The 16,816-nt window shown below is 61.0% G+C and carries 11 protein-coding genes and 1 pseudogene; 2 read left to right on the top strand and 10 right to left on the bottom strand.

Translation table 11 applies throughout. The features are described from left to right. Positions 1-130: 130 nt before the first annotated feature. From AC07FD_RS38890 to AC07FD_RS38900, 3 genes and pseudogenes are all read right to left on the bottom strand, one after another. A pseudogene (locus AC07FD_RS38890) lies at positions 131-1,686 on the bottom strand (ISL3 family transposase). A 130-nt stretch (positions 1,687-1,816) separates the two neighbouring features. Continuing rightward, positions 1,817-2,635 carry a LuxR C-terminal-related transcriptional regulator gene (locus AC07FD_RS38895; RefSeq protein ID WP_478354115.1) on the bottom strand — a complete coding sequence of 273 codons (819 nt, stop codon included), beginning with the start codon at positions 2,633-2,635 and terminating at the stop codon, positions 1,817-1,819. Between the two features lie 329 nt (positions 2,636-2,964). Next, a complete protein-coding gene (locus tag AC07FD_RS38900) occupies positions 2,965-3,180 on the bottom strand; it encodes a transposase (RefSeq protein WP_478354116.1) in 216 nt (71 codons plus the stop codon). Between the two features lie 700 nt (positions 3,181-3,880). Between AC07FD_RS38900 and AC07FD_RS38905 the strand changes: the two genes are divergently transcribed. Both AC07FD_RS38905 and AC07FD_RS38910 read left to right on the top strand, forming a co-directional pair. Beyond that, positions 3,881-5,650: a polysaccharide biosynthesis/export family protein gene (locus tag AC07FD_RS38905; RefSeq protein ID WP_478354117.1), complete on the top strand. Its 1,770-nt coding sequence runs from the start codon at positions 3,881-3,883 to the stop codon at positions 5,648-5,650. 171 nt (positions 5,651-5,821) lie between these two features. Continuing rightward, positions 5,822-6,697: a class I SAM-dependent methyltransferase gene (locus AC07FD_RS38910; protein ID WP_478354118.1), complete on the top strand. Its 876-nt coding sequence runs from the start codon at positions 5,822-5,824 to the stop codon at positions 6,695-6,697. 52 nt (positions 6,698-6,749) lie between these two features. On the opposite strand, the gene AC07FD_RS38915 is transcribed toward AC07FD_RS38910, so the two are convergent. The 7 genes from AC07FD_RS38915 to AC07FD_RS38945 all read right to left on the bottom strand — a co-directional run bounded on the left by AC07FD_RS38915 (position 6,750) and on the right by AC07FD_RS38945 (position 16,727). Beyond that, the gene (locus AC07FD_RS38915) at positions 6,750-8,066 is read right to left on the bottom strand and encodes an FAD-dependent oxidoreductase (protein ID WP_478354119.1); all 1,317 of its coding nucleotides are present in this window, start codon (positions 8,064-8,066) and stop codon (positions 6,750-6,752) included. Positions 8,067-8,135: 69 nt separating this feature from the next. Next, positions 8,136-10,667: a GNAT family N-acetyltransferase gene (locus AC07FD_RS38920; protein ID WP_478354120.1), complete on the bottom strand. Its 2,532-nt coding sequence runs from the start codon at positions 10,665-10,667 to the stop codon at positions 8,136-8,138. After that, positions 10,658-11,935, bottom strand: a complete 1,278-nt coding sequence (locus tag AC07FD_RS38925) for a glycosyltransferase family 4 protein (protein ID WP_478354121.1) — start codon at positions 11,933-11,935, stop codon at positions 10,658-10,660. Before AC07FD_RS38925 ends, AC07FD_RS38920 begins: the two co-directional genes overlap by 10 nt. Positions 11,936-11,949: 14 nt before the next feature. Then, on the bottom strand, positions 11,950-12,708 hold the full coding sequence (locus AC07FD_RS38930; RefSeq protein ID WP_478354122.1) for a hypothetical protein: 759 nt from the start codon (positions 12,706-12,708) through the stop codon (positions 11,950-11,952). Then, a complete protein-coding gene (locus AC07FD_RS38935; RefSeq protein ID WP_478354123.1) occupies positions 12,695-14,671 on the bottom strand; it encodes a hypothetical protein in 1,977 nt (658 codons plus the stop codon). The genes AC07FD_RS38930 and AC07FD_RS38935 overlap by 14 nt, the downstream gene beginning before the upstream one ends. After that, the gene (locus AC07FD_RS38940) at positions 14,668-15,810 is read right to left on the bottom strand and encodes a glycosyltransferase family 4 protein (protein WP_478354124.1); all 1,143 of its coding nucleotides are present in this window, start codon (positions 15,808-15,810) and stop codon (positions 14,668-14,670) included. The genes AC07FD_RS38935 and AC07FD_RS38940 overlap by 4 nt, the downstream gene beginning before the upstream one ends. Further along, on the bottom strand, positions 15,798-16,727 hold the full coding sequence (locus AC07FD_RS38945) for a glycosyltransferase family 2 protein (RefSeq protein WP_478354125.1): 930 nt from the start codon (positions 16,725-16,727) through the stop codon (positions 15,798-15,800). The genes AC07FD_RS38940 and AC07FD_RS38945 overlap by 13 nt, the downstream gene beginning before the upstream one ends. Between the last annotated feature and the right edge of the window lie 89 nt (positions 16,728-16,816).

The raw sequence follows: 16,816 nt of genomic DNA on the forward strand, positions 1-16,816 counted from the left end.
GTATCGCCATGCGAGCTGACAAAACCGACCAGAGCTTCGCAGCCTTCATCAATCTTGCTGCTGCCGTCATAAACTCACGATGAATCTCAACAAGCCTTAGGCTCTGACGCAATTTTGGTGGTGACTACTGCTACGCAGCGCCAATGACCCGGGCCTGGAGTAGGTCGAGCTTTCCTCGGCCGTACATTTGGCGTTTCACGAGCTTGAGTTTGGTAATCTGCCCCTCGGTTTGGCCATTGGACCAGGGAGATATAATCGCCGCGCTCACGGCCGCTCGGTCCTTTACGACGCCGTTGGCGAAGGGAGCGACTAGGCCCGATCGAGCTTGCTCCAGCCATGGCTCAAGATCGACGAGAGACTTCTTGCGGATCATGGCCTGGAAGGCGGCGATGATCTCCCTGGCGTTTATCAGCTGGGGCACGCCGCCCTCGATCGCCGCGACAATGACGGTTTCGGACTTGGAGAGGTTATCGCGACCGATGGTCATAAGCCGCGCAACGGTCCGCGCCGAGGGCGCCCGGCTCAAGGCGGCGCCGTCGACCTTTTCCGCCTTCCGACGGCGCGTGGTCCACTCGGTGACAACCCGAAGGCTGCCGCGGAACCCTTGGACCGTGAGCCGTCGCCACAGCTCGGCGCCGTTCCGCTGTCCGGCCGACCACTGGGCGTCAAGCCATGGCAGGTACAGTTCGAGCGAACTCTCGCGGACGCGGAAGACATCCGAGCGTTGACCACGCAGCACGCGACGAACCAGGCCGCGGCTGTACCCGGTCCGGCGAACGATCTCCTTGATCGTCACTCCGGCCTTGGCCAACTCAAGTATGGCGGCGTTGGTGTCTTCGCGGCGAAGATATCCCTCATATTGGATGCGCTCGGCGGCGGTGAGCAGGTCGGGATTGATCGTGGTGGCGCCGATCGCGGTCCGAATCTGGCGGATGGATTTGCGCACGGCGTCGAGGAAGGCGCGGCTGGCGTTCTCCATCAAGTGCCAACGGTCGGCCACCTGGGTCGCCTTCGGCAGCGCCTTGGCTGCAGCCATCGCGTAGCCGCCGCCGCGGTCGCGCGCGACAATGCTGATCTGAGGCTGATCGGAGAGCCAGGCCTGGGCCGTCGCTGGCTCCCGGTCAGGCAGCAATGCGATGGTCTTGCGTCGCTCCAGGTCGCAGATGATGGTCCCATAGCGTTGGTTGCGTCGCCACGCCCAGTCGTCGATCCCGATGATGGTCGGCAGAACAAAACGCGGGCTGCCGCGCCGCCGCACGACACGCAGCAGGGTGTCGTTGCTCACCGGCAGCATCAACCTCTGGGCGAAGCTCGCCGCCGGACGCCCGCCGAGAACAAGCCCAAGATGGTGGACGATATCATCGAGGCGAGCGGTTCGTCGGGCCCATGGCGCGAGGACGTCCCGTCAAAGCGCTCGGCAAAGATTCGCCGGCCGCAAAGCACCGCGTCGCAGTGGAACCGGCGTACCATTACGACCAGCAGAACAGGCTTGCCCGCCATGGGCAGATCCGCCAGATGCCGCGGATACCGGCTGTGGATCCGCACCGATCTCGTTCCACAGCCCGGACAGGCGCTCGCCATACTTAAAGGACGGACCGTGATTAGCGTCGCGTCGGCGCCACTGGCGGCATCATCAACCACAAAGCCGCGAGGGACGAGGGTCGATGGTCGGAGGGTATGGCCCATAGCCCTGATTCCTCTGTCTGAAATCGGTACCAACCAAACCCGAATGTCATCAAAAGTGAGTCAGAGCCTGATTTGAACCCTAGTGAATGCTGCCAGCCCGAATTACGATATATCAAGACGGGGAAGCGGGTCACATCGGATGAGTGTTCTCGAGAAAGTGGTACCCCTTTTGTGCTTCAAGTAGATCTTGTGGATGGTGAGAGGGCTGAGTTGCCATCTTTTCGTTTCCTGACGGGCCAGTGCCAGACGCGGGAGTGAGCGCACCATGGTTCATCGCCCAAACTGCAGCCTGTGTACGGTTGCGGACCCGAATCTTTCGAAGGATGGCCTTGACGTGCACCTTCACCGTAGCTTCGGCGATGCTAATCTCGCGCGCGATGGTTTTGTTAGACTCCCCTTCGATCAAGCAACGTAGAATACATTTTTCCCTAGTTGACAAAATTGATAGTTCTCGCTCCTCATTCTCCATTTTAACAGCCACGTTTGTCAACTCATCAGTTACCCCATCATATTTCAGATCATGCATTATATCTTGAATAAACGTCGAAGTTTCCGCAGGTAACACCGCCTGCCCTAGCATAACCAGTTCGAGGGCTTTGATGAAGGTGTCGTGAGCAGCGACTTTTGTCAAATACGCGTCAGCCCCCGCACGAAAAGCGGAAACTATATCGGTCGATCGACAGTGATCGGCTAGCGCAACGACATGGCTGGTCGGATAAATCGCTTTAAAGTCTGCAATTTGTGCGAATTCAGCATCCGCATCAGTACCGCCGACATCCATGATGAGCAAGATGGACCGGTGCTGGGGTAGCGGCTTCTGCAGAAGATCGTGAACACAAGCCGCGGAGAAAAGAATACGAAACTTTGCTGCATCCAGGATTCGACTAAGGCCTTCTCGGAGTAACCCGCTCGGCCCGACAAGCACTGTTATAAAAGATTGTTTTGTCATCGTAGCCTCCCATTCGGCGCGATTGAGGTACACGCGTCGAGTTAGGCCACACGCCAATCGCATGGTTTCTTTTTAACCTTACGCTAGGAAAACCCTACACCCAAATACCTTCTTTAGGCCAAATACCCTCTTTAGGCGTAGGGCAGCATCGTCGAGGCCTATCCGGATTCCTCAAACCTGAGGCCTTGGGGAAGGGCACGTGCCCTGGTTTTCAGCCGCTCCGGGCGGCGGCCATCGTGGCGCCGGACGCGCGGCCGTGAAGGTTGCCGGGGCTTGGTTTCCCCTGGGCCGTGGTGGTGCGCCGATCTGGCGCGGGGCGCCGCCGCGTGTCAGGCGAGAGAGCCGCGGGCCCAGGCGCGCCGCGCCGCGGCCAGCCGCCATTCGGGGATGACGGCGCAGGCCGAGGCGAAGGCGATCTTGAGACGGCTTACGCTGATCCTGACCAACGCCCCGAGCTTCAGCAACTTGAGGCGCAACGTGCCGCAGCTGGCAGTGGCGAACTGGGTGTGGGTCAAAGCGATGCGGCGCAGCGCGCACAACAGCACAGATGCCTTCTGGGCATCGAAATAGGCGAGGTCTGCCGGGTCGCTCCTTGCATTGCACCTGCGGCGGGCAATGGAGGAGTTGCGTGGCGCGGCCGATATCGGGGCAGCGCTGCCGGGGATCGTCCTGTGGCAGGGGCCGGAATTCGAGCCTGACGTGAGGCCGACGAAAGAAATATGAGGCGGGCCAGTTCCGCTATGGTTACCTCGATAGGATTGCCAAGATTGACGGCTTCGTCGATGTCGCCTCTTCATTCATCAGGCGCGTCAAGCCGTCGATCAGGTCATCGACGTAGCAGAATGATCGTGTTTGCAACTAGGAGCCGTAGACGGTGATCGGCTCGTTCTCCAGGGCCTGGATGATGAAGTTGGAAACGGCCCAGCCATCCTGCGAATGCATGTTGGGGCCGCAGGCGGTTCGAGACGCTGCGTCGGTAGACCGATATTTCCGGCTCTTCGTTGCGTTCGATCGCTTTTCTCCCGTTTGCCATCAAAGAGGTTCTCCTGCAGCGCAGCATCTGGTCATTGGACGAGTTCGCCCAAGGCGGTGCTTTATCCGGAAGGAGTGCCCACAAAGGGATAGTTGTGCCGCTGGCGGTGAAGGGTCACGATAAGAGAGAGCCTTGCTCGTCGACCCGTGCCTCGACCAGTTCGGGACGGGATGGCCACTATGGCCACTATTGAAAGGTGAAAGCCACGCGCCATGGCCACAGAATACAATTCCGAGCCAGTCACTCCCTCGTCACAGGCGGCCCGCGGCAGGGGAACGAAGGCCGTCCTGTTTATCTTGGGGCTCTCCGGGGTCGCCGCCCTGGGAGGAGGCGCGGTCGCGGTCAGAAACTGGGAGGCCATTGAGGTTGTCTCCAGAGCTGTGATGCAGAAGGTCGAGGATGTCTCCGGAGCCGTGGTGCAGAAGGTGTCTGCTGCTATCGATAGCTGGCAAGATCAACCGGTTCAAGCCACGGCCGAACCCTCCCGCGCGATCGTGTCGGGACCGGATGCGCCGGCCGTGGCGTTGGTCGAAGGGAGCGCCGCCCCTGCCATCCCCACCAGTGCCGGGCGCCCCAAAACCCTCAGCACGGGACCGGACGCGTCGGCCGCGACGTTAGTCGAACGGAGCGTCGTCCCTGCCGTCCCCACCACTGCCGAGCGCCCCAAAACCATCAGCACGGCGCCTGGCGCGCCAACCGGAAGCCTGTTCGGCATCGGCGACCGTCTCAAGGTCGTGTTCTACGAGCGCGTCGACGTCGAGGAAGACAAGTGGGCGGGCGCGTCCTCGGGCTCGGCCCTGCGCGGCATCCTGCAGCGTCCGGAACTGAGCGGCGAGTATGTTGTCCAGGACGACGGCACGATTTCCGTGCCCTTGCTTGGCTCCATTCCGGTCGCCAACAGGTCGAGCCAACAGGTACAGGCCGACCTGGCAGAAACCTTCGAACAGCTGCTGGGCCGCAAAGGGCTGGTCAACATCCTGTCGCTGGAGCGCTCGCCCATCTACGTACTGGGACCAGTCAAGAATCCGGGCTCGTTCAAATACGCGTCCGGCATGACGATCCTGCACGCCATCGCGCTGGCCGGCGGGCTCGACCGGGGCCAGAGCGAACCGTGGCAGAAGATCGAAGCCGTGCGTGAAAACCAGAAGCGGAGCGGGGCAATCGATGCAATGTCGAAGTTGCTCGCGCGCGAGGCGGTTCTGAAAGCCGAGCGCGACGGTACGGTGCCCAAGATCCCGCGCCAGTTGCTGGAGCTGGCCGGCGCAACCGAAGCCGCCAACCTCGTCAACGAGCAGAGCGACCGGCGCAAGCCCGTCGCCACGGCCCGCAAGGATCGCGAGCGCACGATCCTGCGTGCACTTGAGGAGGCCAGGCAGGATGTTGCCGCGTATGGGCACATGGACTCGCTCGACGAACTCATCAAGCTGCGCCAGGAGCGCGTCAACAGCATGCGCACGCTCGTGGACCGCAATGTTCTCAGCCAGACGGTGATGGATCAGGTCCGTAGCGAATTGTCCGACGCGGAACAGCGTCGGCAGGACGCCCTCAACCAGTACGCGATGGCCAAGCAGCGCCTTGCTTCGCTGGAGGCTGAGGCGTTGCAGACCCGGGCCGACCTTAGGAACGATCTGGAGGTCGAGATCGAGTCCACGGAGAGCCAGATCGCGGCCAATGTGCGCGATTTGAACGCCAGCGAAGGTGTCCTGTACGCGTTGCCGGAGACCCGCGCCCAGGTTGCGAGGGACGCGAACAGCGTAACCTATCAAATCGTGCGGCAATCGGCGGCCGGGCCGGTCAGCATCGAGTCCGACGGGATGACCCTGTTGCAGCCGGGCGACCTCGTCAACATCATCGCGGGCGAGCCAAGAGAGTTGGGCGGTTCGCCGTTCCCGACCTCGTCGCGGACCAGCGAGTGCTCGCCGACGTGCACTCCCAAAGGGCCTGGCCGCGAGGTGGCGGAGCAACGGATTGGTCCGAATTGATGCCCGGCAAAGAGACTGGTCTGCACGGCCTGGTCCGCGTGGATGAACTCGTCGGGACGAAGTGGGAAGCGAAACGACTGCTCACCGACAGCTTGAGCCGCTTCATGAACGAGCGTGTCCGCCTCCGCTCAGGAGTTCGGAAGTTCGGAACATTGGCGCGAGTGCAATCAGATGACATCGAACGGGACACAGGTGCCTATCAAGCCGGATTGGTCGAAGATTTCGGAATTTTGTCACAACTCGCGCACGCCCGAGCGGATACTTGCGCACTATCAAATCGAGAAAGCCTTGGCTGCTCAGCTGTTGAACGCAAATCAAGGGGATCGTCTCAGCCTCTACGCTGAAGTGTACAGCAAGCTTTTCTCTTCGCTTGAAGATCATCCGCAAAACAGCGGTGAATACAGGGATGATCGAACATTCAATCTTCAAACGTCTCTGCTAAGAACGCTTGTCCCGAAAGGGGCGCGTTTCGGAGAATTGGGCGCTGGCGATTGCAAGCTTAGCCTCAGCATGTGTAGTCATTGTTCATCAGTAACTGCAATCGACGTAACCGACGCTTTACTGCCTCTAGAGGAGAGGCCCGCCAATTTTCAGTTCGCCAAGATCGATGGTATTCATCTTCCTTTCCCTGACAATAGTTTCGATTTTGTATTCAGCGATCAGCTGATGGAGCATCTACACCCCGACGACGCAGCAAAGCAGCTTTCAGAAGTATACCGTGTTCTTGCACCTGGCGGTGCTTACTATTGCATCACCCCAAACATCGTCACGGGTCCTCACGACATTTCTATATATTTTGACAACATTGCATCCGGGCTCCACCTGAAGGAATATAGCTATCGTGAGCTGTCAAGCGCCTTTAAGCAGATTGGTCTTCGAAAGCAAGCTGTGCTGTTCGGTCAGGGGGCCGTTCATGTGGTCGTTTCTGCCAAAATTGGGATCGCGATCGAAATGGTCGTGCAGAGAATTTGGCGGGGGCGATCGAGCCCAATCACGAATTTGGTTCTTCGGCATCTGATGGGGGTTCGCCTGCTCGGCTACAAATGAGAGCGCGAGCCGATGCGGTCCGAGACGATGCCTCGGAAGCGCCTTCGCTAGACTAGTCCTGGCCACGCTGGCCCTGGCCAATGTCGTCGTGCGCCTTGCTCCACCCCACGCCTATGAAACCCTGATCGGCGCCAGCCTGACGGGCCTTCGCCGCGGCGAAGCGGCTTCGGCGCGCAGGCGGGAGACGCCGCATGAAGACCAACAACGCTGAACGAACTGCGCTTGCCGCCATCAAGCGAAGTTGTGGGATTGACATCCCCATCATATCGAGACCAATCCGGCCCGTCCGACGAATACGCCATAATAGCGTTGTATCGGACGCCAGTGATCGGTTGTAAAATGCTTCACCAAGTGACCATTCATCACAGGCAACTTTGACGGGATCACTGTAGTATGTCTGAATTTTCTCGACCCCCATTCCGGGCGTGGCTAACCATGTCGGAATATGATGGCACAACCGATCAACATCGGTTAGCACTTTATTGAGACCGGTACCCGCCGCCGGATCGCTGGTAGCAAAACTGTCACCAGCCAATACCAGGCCGGGTTGCTGTTCGTGATTCTGCGCGGCGTAAAGATCAGTGGGTCGAATCTGAATATCGCTTGACACGACAGCATCACCAAGGTGACGCTTCAATCCGGGCATTACTGCATACAATGCAAATAACGGCGATGTGCGCACTTCCTGACACCACGGATGGCGTATATCACCATGGTAGACGAACACATTGGTGCGCATTCTTGAACCAATCGGAAACATGCTCACATAAGCCATGGGCCCTGGCTTTTCCGCAGAATACGTTAAAGCTTGAAATTTGAAGCCAGCTTTAGAGCTGAGATCAAAACCAACACTGATCGAGTGGCATTTGCTGATCTCGGATCGCGTGATCGCACCCCGGACGACATTGTTTAGGCCGGTCGCCACCACAATCAATCGGGTCGACCATGTGTCACCATTGGACAGGGTAATTTTCTGCCGGTCGGAACTCGTCGTTATATTGGTCACTTTGGCGCAGATGAATTGAACACTATCTGGAATCTGGCGGCGAATGACATTTACCAAATCCTCATAAGTCACCCCATATTCGCAGGGCTCGCCGTGTTTCCCATGCTTTTTACCGATGACATAACCGTGACGGGCCACCCATATCTCAGTCACCGGTGTAGCAGCCGCCAATACGGCATCCATCAGCCCGGTTTCTTTGAGCAAGTCGACTTGATTGCCATCGAGTTTTTCGCAGCGAAAATCCACCGGATAGACTTGATGGATATCAACAAGGATGGTCGAAATCCCCATCCGGCCAAGCATCGCTGCGGCTAACGAGCCGGCGGTACCACCACCGAGGACCGCTACATCTATATTATTCAATTCCCGCTCCTACCGATCATCTCAACATCTGCGCTACACATCGTCTCCCGCAAAGAAATCCGCGCTTTTCTATACTCTTTCATGAAGACCAAACACCGCATCCCACATTCGATGCAACGATCGTTTTGCCTTACGAATAACATGCCGCAGCGGAGGCGTTAATAACTCTGTTTGATTATACCATGTATCCACATAATGGATTGCCATTCTCAGCGAAGTTACAGCATGACCACGCAACGTTCTACTTTCAAAATCGAAAAATAAATGCAATTTGATATCGGACCATTCAAGCTTATAGGGCTCGTCGCCGATCGTAAAATCGAATTTCTGCATCTTCTGGCCAACGGCATATTGCATCATTTCCTGAATATGCTGACGCCCGGGACTGTATTTGGCGAACTCGTCCTGATAACTCGACATCACCAGTGAGTAACTGGAATTGAACCGGAGACCCAGTCCCGTCGCCACCGGAATCCCATTCACGTCCAGCCGTGTGACATGGATGACCTCGCACAACCGAGGATTGGCGACAATCGCCAAATAAAATTCGCGAAAACCCGGACGTTCGAACATATTATGAACACCCCTTCGGGCAAAGCTGTTCCGTTTTTGTTCGATCATCTTCGCAACGGTGCACTCGATCTCGGCCTGATCTTGCACCTCTACAAAGCGAATCGCCCCGCCACCTTGCTTGGCGAGGTTTTTGGCCTTGCGCCGGTGGGTATGCAGCGTCGAATTCGAAAACTTTGACGAATAAAACCGATCCCAGTTGGCTTCCGGGAGGGTTACGACATGTCCGGCGCAATTTGCCAGCAAGACTGGCAAGTCGAGGAAGGGATTAGGTTGAGAGCCAACAACACTGGGCATATTGTAAAATTCAACAGCGTCGAAACGAAGTCGAGGATGGTCTTGAATCGCCCGAACAATGTCTTTCCACAGGCGGCCGAATTGCCCGGGTTTCACGTGATCGCTAAAATCGATCGCCAGAATGGGCGAATTATAATCGCACAATTCCGATCCAAACCAGACCAGCCGGCGGATCAGACCATGGCGTTCGATCGCCAATGGCAGAATAAAAACCGTCACGCCGGTATCGTCGAGACCCAGCACGATCACCGGAATCAGTTTCTCTTTGGAGCCGATGTGGCGATACCATTCCATCTGCCAATCAAACAATTGGAATACGGTGCAATCCGCATGCCGCTCTAATGTTCTCCACTGCGCTTCCACCGCGTCCATATCGGTGAAGATTTTCAGAGCAATATTCGCCGTCGTCTGGAGCGGCGGCGCGGTCGGTCGGTCGTGCGCGGGGCCGGCGGCAGAATCCAGTTTCGCGAAGGCCAAAATCACGGCCGCACATGCACCCTCGATGCTGACGGCGAGCGTCCAGCCTAGGACCAGGCCTTGAAGTCCATCAAACTTCGCCCCCGCGACCACCAGGCACAGCTCCAGCAATGCGCCAAACGCGAACCAGCGAGATGCCTTGCGCATTGTATCGCCCAGCCGCGCCAGCGTGCAGGCATGATATTTGAGCGTTGATCCCAACAGGCTGAAGCCGAGGAAGCGCAGACTCGAACCGGCGATCTCGGGATAGGCCGGATTGAAGACCGCAAGGATCTCCCGCGAATAGGTGAAGACGAAGACGGCGCAGACTAGCGAGAAGAGCAATGACGCCGTCAGCGACACAACCATGTCATGTCTCGATTGCTTCGGGCTTGCTCTGGCCACGGGGAACAGCACCATGGCCATGGCTGCGGGAATCAACGAGGCCGTGGTGACCAGCATCCACAACGGCATGAAGGCGGCATTTGTTGTCGGCGACAGGAGAACCAGCACAAGGTAGGGCATGATGACGCCCGGGGCCTGCAACGCCACATCGAGCGCGTAGTGGTCGAACGTCTTGCGTCGGAGCGTATGCAGCAGCTGGAAATCGGGGGTCCCAAAGAGGCGACGCGCACCGCCCCGGGTCAAGAGATCGACGCCGATACAGGACGCCACCAGGCCGGCCACCCAACTCAGAAGAAGCGCGGCAGTGGAGGTGTAGCTAGCGGCCGCGGCGACGGCGATCAGCATCAGCTTGGACGTGGAGAACAGCACTTGCCGGATCATCCTGCCGGTGCTGCGCAGGTTGCCGACGAGCGCCTGATCGATCACCGCGCAGAGAACGGTCAGGCAGCAGCCGAGGACGAACGCAACACCCTCCAACCAGCCGCCGATCGCCTTGGTCGAGCTGTTGAGGTACGCCTCCCCGAAGACAAACAACAAGGCCAGGCCGACCACTAGCGCCACCCCGACGGACGCTGCAGCGGCCACGAGGCCGCGCTCCTTGCCGGGATGCCGTACGATTTCACCCATCAGCAGGGTCCCGAGCCCGGCCTCCCCCAGCAGGCCGAAGAGCGCCATCACGGACAAGAGGGCGGAGGCGTTGCCGATCACCGCCGGCGGAAACAGCCGGGCCGCGAGCCACCAATAGACAAACCCGAGACCGGCCGCTGCAATCGTGCCGATCGCCACAGCGCCGGAATTCATCATGAGCGCAGCGCTCTTTCGAAGCTCTCGGCGCACGCGAATAATGGCCGTTCCGGCGCGCTCTACCGACATGATGGCTGTCCCGAACCTTGCCGCGCCGGCACCGCGGACCTGCCGGCGGCTGGGCGCAGGACGTCCCGGTAGACCTGCTCGATCCGGGTCACGACCGCTCCGGCCTTGAGGCGCTCGACCCTGGCGAGGCTTGTCGCCTCCAGGCGGGCGAGTAAGGTGCGGTCCTCTAGAAGTGTCTGCATTGCGTTGGCGAGGGCGTGCGCGTCGCCGCTCGGCACGAGAAGGCCTGTTTCGCCATGATCGACGAGATCGGGCATGCCGCCGATGTCGGTTGCAACGACTGTCTTGCCGGACGCCATCGCTTCCATGATCACTGTCGCGCAGGCTTCTGGCCCCACCGATGGCAGCACGCCGAACAGTGAGCGCCGCCATGCATGCATGATGGCGGAATGCGGCCACATGCTGAAGACTCGAACGTTCGGCGGAAATTCGGTTGGCGTATCGGCGACCCGGCGCCCGACCAGGACCAGCGGCGGCGCCCGCTCCAGGCTGGCATAGGCTTGCAGGAGAACATCAATGCCCTTGAGGCGCATCATGTCGCCGACGAACAGGATGAATCCATCCCCGGGCAGCTCCCGCAGGCACGCATCTTCCGGGCCAAGCACCCCCACATCGTCGGGCACGAAGTTAGGGATGACATTGTAGGGGGCGCGGCCTTGGGTCAGTCCGGTGTGACGGGCCACCGCGTGGCTCACCGCGATAAAGCGGTCCACCGCGCGGCGAGCGGCGAAGCTCGACGCCCAGTTGCCCAAGGTGGTCGCGGCTGCCTTCACCGCCCCGTAATGCCCTGTGGCGCAAGGCAGGCACTTGGCCGGCGCCGGGCCACTGCAGAGATGGGCGCCCAAGTGCATGAAGTTCTTCTTGGCGCAGACAAGGCCGTAGTCGTGGAGCGTAACCACGAGGCGCGCCCCGCTCAGACCTTTGAGCGGCAGGAAGGACGCGTAAATCCAGTTATGGGCGTGAACGATGTCCGGCTCCTCCCGGGCGACCAGCCGCTTCAGGGCAAGCACCAGTTCGGGATCCGGGAAGGGCGGAGCATGGCGACGCTCGGGATCGGTGTGGAGGCCCGACAGACGCTGGAGCGTGCCGCGCAGGCGATGCACGCGGACCGCGCCGTCCAGCTCGGTTTCGGGCGATCCGGGATGCATCAAGGTCCCGACGCTGACATGATGGCCCCGCTGCGCCAGCGCCGCGCCGAGATTGCGGACGTGCCGCTCCTCGCCCCCGATCACCGGAGGATAGAACTGCGATAGCAGCAGGATGCGCATGATCGAGCCTCGTTTCAGATGCGCGGCACCAGCGTCGAAACGCTGCGATAGAGCCGGTTGTCTTTCGGTCGATAGAGCCGCGCCTCGGCCGTCTGGCGAGTTGCCAAGGCGGGCACCGGGATTTCTCGTACCCAGGTATCGCCCGGCGCGACGGCGACCGATCGGAAAACGGCGAACGGTTGCCCATCAAGGGTGATTTCCACGTCGAATCGCTGAGCTTGGGTCTCGGCGCTCCTGATGCCGACAGTGATCCGGCCGGACACGCCACCGGCCGATGGCAACAACCAGAACTCGGTGTATTTGAATTCCCGGTAGACCGCTTCGTCCCGGACGGCCAGCGCATAGGCTCCGGTCGCCATAAGCACCGCCAGCATGAGCACGGCTCCCTGCCAAAGCCGGATCCGCGCCGGAGCCGGCCAGGCTGGCAGATCGGGGGTGTCGCGGCGGACGGCGGCGACCAGTGCCGCGGCGGCCGTCACCGCCCAGAACCACCGCGCCCAGCCGAGCGGCGTAAGCGAACCTGCGGCGTTCAGGGCAAAGCCCCCGGCGATGCCGGCGGCGAGGCTTGCTCCGACCGCGTAGACGAGGTGTTGCGACGCGGAGGTGGTCCTGACGCCAATGGCCCGCAGCACCGTGTGGCCAGAGACGAGGAACACCATGGGCGCGCCCAGGGCAGTACGGAGGAGCGCGCTGTCGCTGACCGCAACGGCCGCCACCGCGGCCCCCGCCCACAGGCACGCAGCCAGAAGGTCCCGCTTGCTACGAATTTTCATGCAATCCCCTCACGTCATAGATGACGATCCAGCCGTTGTCGTAGATGCGGGTGACGCCCTTGATGTCATTGAACTTGAGCAGCGCTGCGCCCGAGAGCGGCGTCCCCTGCCGTTGCCACTGCTCGAAGTAGAAGCCGAGCACGGGGGGGGCTGTGGACAGGCGCAGATCCACCAGCAGGAAATCGATGTCGCTCCTCGCCAGGGCATAAAGGTCGTCGGGCCCCAGTTCCTTGCCCTCGAATATGCGCGCGGCATCGACGCCTGCGACGATGTTGACCCTGGCGTCCTGCCGCCCGTAGCCTGCGAGCAGCAGGCGATTGATGCGGTCGGCGGTGAAGCGATTGCCGGCCTTGAGCCATTCCTTGGTCCAGAGCGCGGTTTCGATCCCCATGGGCTCGATTGATTCCTGATCTGCCGCCACCCTGTACCGCCCATGGATCGGATTGATCGTAGAACTCGTGACGCCGCCCAGGACGATGACCGCCAGAGCGACGGCCGGTGCGATGCGGCGCCACCCGCGTGGTGTGCGGCCCTCCCAGAAGTGGACGATGCTCACTGCGACGACCAGCCCGACGGCGATGAACACGAACGTTGCCATGCGGTTGCCGATTTGCCATCCGGCGATGGTCAGCCGGAAGGCCACCGAAACTGGAAACCCGAAGGCCAACAAGGTGAGCAGCATTATGCGGCTGTCGCGCCAGCGGCGTTTGAGAATGTCGTGGACCGAACGCCAACCTGCCCGCGCATCACTCGGCGCTGCCATGGCCAGCGACCGAAAGAAACCCGTCGCCAGCCCGAGTGCCAACAGCAGGATCGCGAGCAAGGTGGTCAGCCTCACGCCGAGGGGCTGGGTCGGCGCTCCGACGTGCTCCGACAGTGGAGTTGGCGCGCCCAGGATCTTTGCGAGCAATGTCTTGAAGCCGCCTTCGACCACCGGGCCGAGATAGCCTGTGAGAGGGTTGCCACGGGCCTGCACCCAAAGGAGCGGCAGGGCTATGGCCAGGAGCGCCGTGAAGCCCGCGGCGGTCCTGGCCTCAATCCGCAAGGGGCCCTGCCGGCGCAAAGCCTCGAGGGCCGCCAGCGCTAAGAAGTAGATGGCGGTGAAGGCGGCCGTGAGATGATGCGTGACCGCGAGGCTCGCCAACAGCAAGGCAATCAGCCCGAGCGCCTTCAGCCTCGGTAGCCCGACGAGATCCTTGGACGCGGCTTCGACCGCTAAGGCCAGCACGCACAGCACGATGCCGAGGCTCTCATAGGAGAACATCGACTCGAACATGACGAAGGTTGAGCAGCCCATATAGGCCAGACAGGCGATGGCCGAGATGCGCGGCGATCCGGTGATGCTTTCGAAGAACAGAAACAGGGCACCGATGAACGTGCCCCTGAGGACGGCCAACAATAGAGTCCCCGCCACAAACAATGGCAGTCCCGTCAGATTGACGATCGCCGTCGTCAGGATTTCCAGGGCGGGATACGTTGGCCCGATCGGGAGAAGCGGGTTGGACAGGAAGAGCCGGCGGGCCGAGATGAGATCCTCGGCTGCGATCCAGTGCAAGAACTCGTCGTGAGTGATGAAGCTCGTCGGGGAATAGACTACCTTGAAGTAGAACAGGGATTCGGCAAGCAGAAACAAGAAGAAGAGGCGTTCACCCCGGCCTACCATTGGCCAAGCTATGCGAAAGCTCGTCGGGACGACCAGGAGGACGACACCGGACCAGAAGAACAGCGGAGCCACGTCATAGTCCCGGCGCCCGGCGGCGTGCCCGGCCACGACCAGGAGCAGAGCCGCGGCGATCGTCAGGCACAGAACCGCGATCCATCCGCAGTTGGCCTGTTGCAGCGGGGCATCGGCGCTGCCACCGCGAAGGTCAGGACCGATAACGGCCGAGACTAACCGTATCCCGGCCCGCAGCGGGTTGATCCTGGCTCCCGCGGTGAGATGAGCCGACATCATCAGCCTCATGCCCCCGTCGCAGGAGGCCACGATATCACGCCGGGGGGCAACCGGACCACGGATCGGTTGCTCAGGACATCACGATAGACGTCGCTCAGTGCTTGCGCGCAGGCATCCCAGTCGGGCAGCGCCAGATCCGGGACCTCCCGATGGGCCTGCAGTTCCCCGGCCATGGCGTCGGCCAGCTCTCGCGGACCGGCGTTGCACGCAATCGCCCGGCACAGGCCATTGGCAGCCAGTTCCCGCAAACCGGACGTGTCGCTGACCAGGATCGGACGGCGCAGCGACAGGGCTTCCATCACGGCGACCGGATGGGCTTCGTAGTCGCTGAACAGCACGAACAGCGCGGCGCTCGCAAGGAGGTCCGCCATTTTCTGCCGCTCGGATCCGGGGATACCCGCAATCGTGACCCGCTTCTCGAGGCCGAGCGTCGCGACGAGGCGCCGCAATTCTCCCTCGTACGGGCCTGTTCCGACGATGCGCAGTCGCACGTCCGGTACCCGACGGATCAGTTCGGGCAAGGCAGCGATCGCCCGGTGATGGCCCTTGTAGCGCTCCAGCCTGCCGCCCGAGACGATCAGGTGCGGATCGACCTTGACGCCGGGACTCGGAGCCGGCATCGCGGCGCCGTTCGGGATGACGACAAACCGTTCCCGCGGCACGCCCATCCTCGCGCTGAAGAAGCTGGCTTCGAATTCGGAGACGCCGATCAGCCGCGCGGCCCGGGCCACCAGCGGCCGGAGCAGCGCGTGCTGCGTGCCGCGCACGGCGTTGCGCAGCAGGGAGGAATGCCCGCCGCTGTGGAAGGTCAGGATGAATGGCAGGTCCCCGCTGACGGCCGCGAGCATCCCGATCGGCGCCACGAAGGTGTTGTAGCCTTGGAAATGGATCAGATCCCAGGCCCCGCGCCGGATCGCGGTATAAATGCCGGGCGCGATATAGAGGTCCAGTTCCCTCGGCCAGGCCGGCACGCGCAACACGCGCATGCCGCGCACCTCCTCCTCAACAGGCAACTCCCCCGAGGGATCGGTGGTGAGCACGTCGACCGCGTGGCCACGCGCCATCAAGCGGGGACCGACTTCCTGGATGTGGGTTTCGATGCCGCCAATGAAGGGATAGCAGCGGGCGGCAACCATCAGGATCCGCATCGGGCCTGTCCACCGTCATCACCGGCTGTCGCGCTCTGCCTGTGCTGCTGGTGCATCCTCTCGCGCAGGATGGTTTTGAGGACGCGCCAGCCGTCCGGGATGGCACGCAGATGACTCTCACCGCTGATGCGCGGAGCCTCGAAACTCGCCACCTCGACGACATTGAGGTGGTTCTTCAAGGCCCGCACGTTGATGAGGGTCTCGATCTCGAACCCATCGCAATCGCAGTCAAGCGTGGCGACGTGCTTGGTCCAGAAGGCGATATATCCGTAGCATAGATCGGAGAACCAACCGCCATAGAGCAGTCGCACGAACAGGGTCAACCCCTTGTTGCCGAACATCCGGAACAGCGACATGTCGTCGGTGCCGGCGCCCTGGATGAAGCGTGAACCCTTGACGAGATCCGCGCCGGCCATCAGCGCACTGACAAAGACGATCGCCTCCTCCGGGACCATGGAGCCGTCGGCGTCCAGCATGACGATGATGTCGCCTGTGGCGGCCCGGAATCCCGTTTGCAGTGCAGCGCCCTTGCCCCGCCGGGGCTCCATCACGACCTTCACATCCTCGCGCAGGCGACGCGCGACTGCGACCGTGTCATCGGTCGAACGACCATCCACGATAATGATTTCATGCGCCCATTTTGGAATGCGCGGCAGAAGCCAAGGGAGGTTCTCGGCTTCGTTGAGCGTCGGGACGATGAAGCTCACTCGGGGCAGAGCCAGCGATCGCTGCAGCGCGATATTGATCGGGTCGGGCGGCGATACGGCACCGACGGGGGCGAGAATGCTGGAGAGATGGGCATTCATGGCAGCACTTTGGAGGTCGTATGATGGAACCCAGGGGGCAGGCCGAAAGAGCACCGCGTAGGGGCCGGCTGCAATGACCGCTACATCCACGGGTGTGCTTGATCCAACCATATGCGGACTCCCGGCCATAATGAAATGAAGATGAGATAAAAGAGGATTGGTGCGCTGTGACCCCCTAAGCTTTGACAGTAGTGATTATG

It is taken from the genome of Mesorhizobium waitakense (assembly GCF_056431085.1).

Excerpts from the sequence above, each read along its gene's own strand:
- AC07FD_RS38920 (WP_478354120.1), bottom strand. The coding sequence starts at position 10,667 with ATGTCGGTAGAGCGCGCCGGAACGGCCATTATTCGCGTGCGCCGAGAG.
- AC07FD_RS38935 (WP_478354123.1), bottom strand. The coding sequence starts at position 14,671 with ATGAGGCTGATGATGTCGGCTCATCTCACCGCGGGAGCCAGGATCAAC.
- AC07FD_RS38925 (WP_478354121.1), bottom strand. The coding sequence starts at position 11,935 with ATGCGCATCCTGCTGCTATCGCAGTTCTATCCTCCGGTGATCGGGGGC.
- AC07FD_RS38945 (WP_478354125.1), bottom strand. The coding sequence starts at position 16,727 with ATGGTTGGATCAAGCACACCCGTGGATGTAGCGGTCATTGCAGCCGGC.
- AC07FD_RS38940 (WP_478354124.1), bottom strand. The coding sequence starts at position 15,810 with ATGCGGATCCTGATGGTTGCCGCCCGCTGCTATCCCTTCATTGGCGGC.
- AC07FD_RS38905 (WP_478354117.1), top strand. The coding sequence starts at position 3,881 with ATGGCCACAGAATACAATTCCGAGCCAGTCACTCCCTCGTCACAGGCG.
- AC07FD_RS38895 (WP_478354115.1), bottom strand. The coding sequence starts at position 2,635 with ATGACAAAACAATCTTTTATAACAGTGCTTGTCGGGCCGAGCGGGTTA.
- AC07FD_RS38930 (WP_478354122.1), bottom strand. The coding sequence starts at position 12,708 with ATGAAAATTCGTAGCAAGCGGGACCTTCTGGCTGCGTGCCTGTGGGCG.
- AC07FD_RS38910 (WP_478354118.1), top strand. The coding sequence starts at position 5,822 with ATGACATCGAACGGGACACAGGTGCCTATCAAGCCGGATTGGTCGAAG.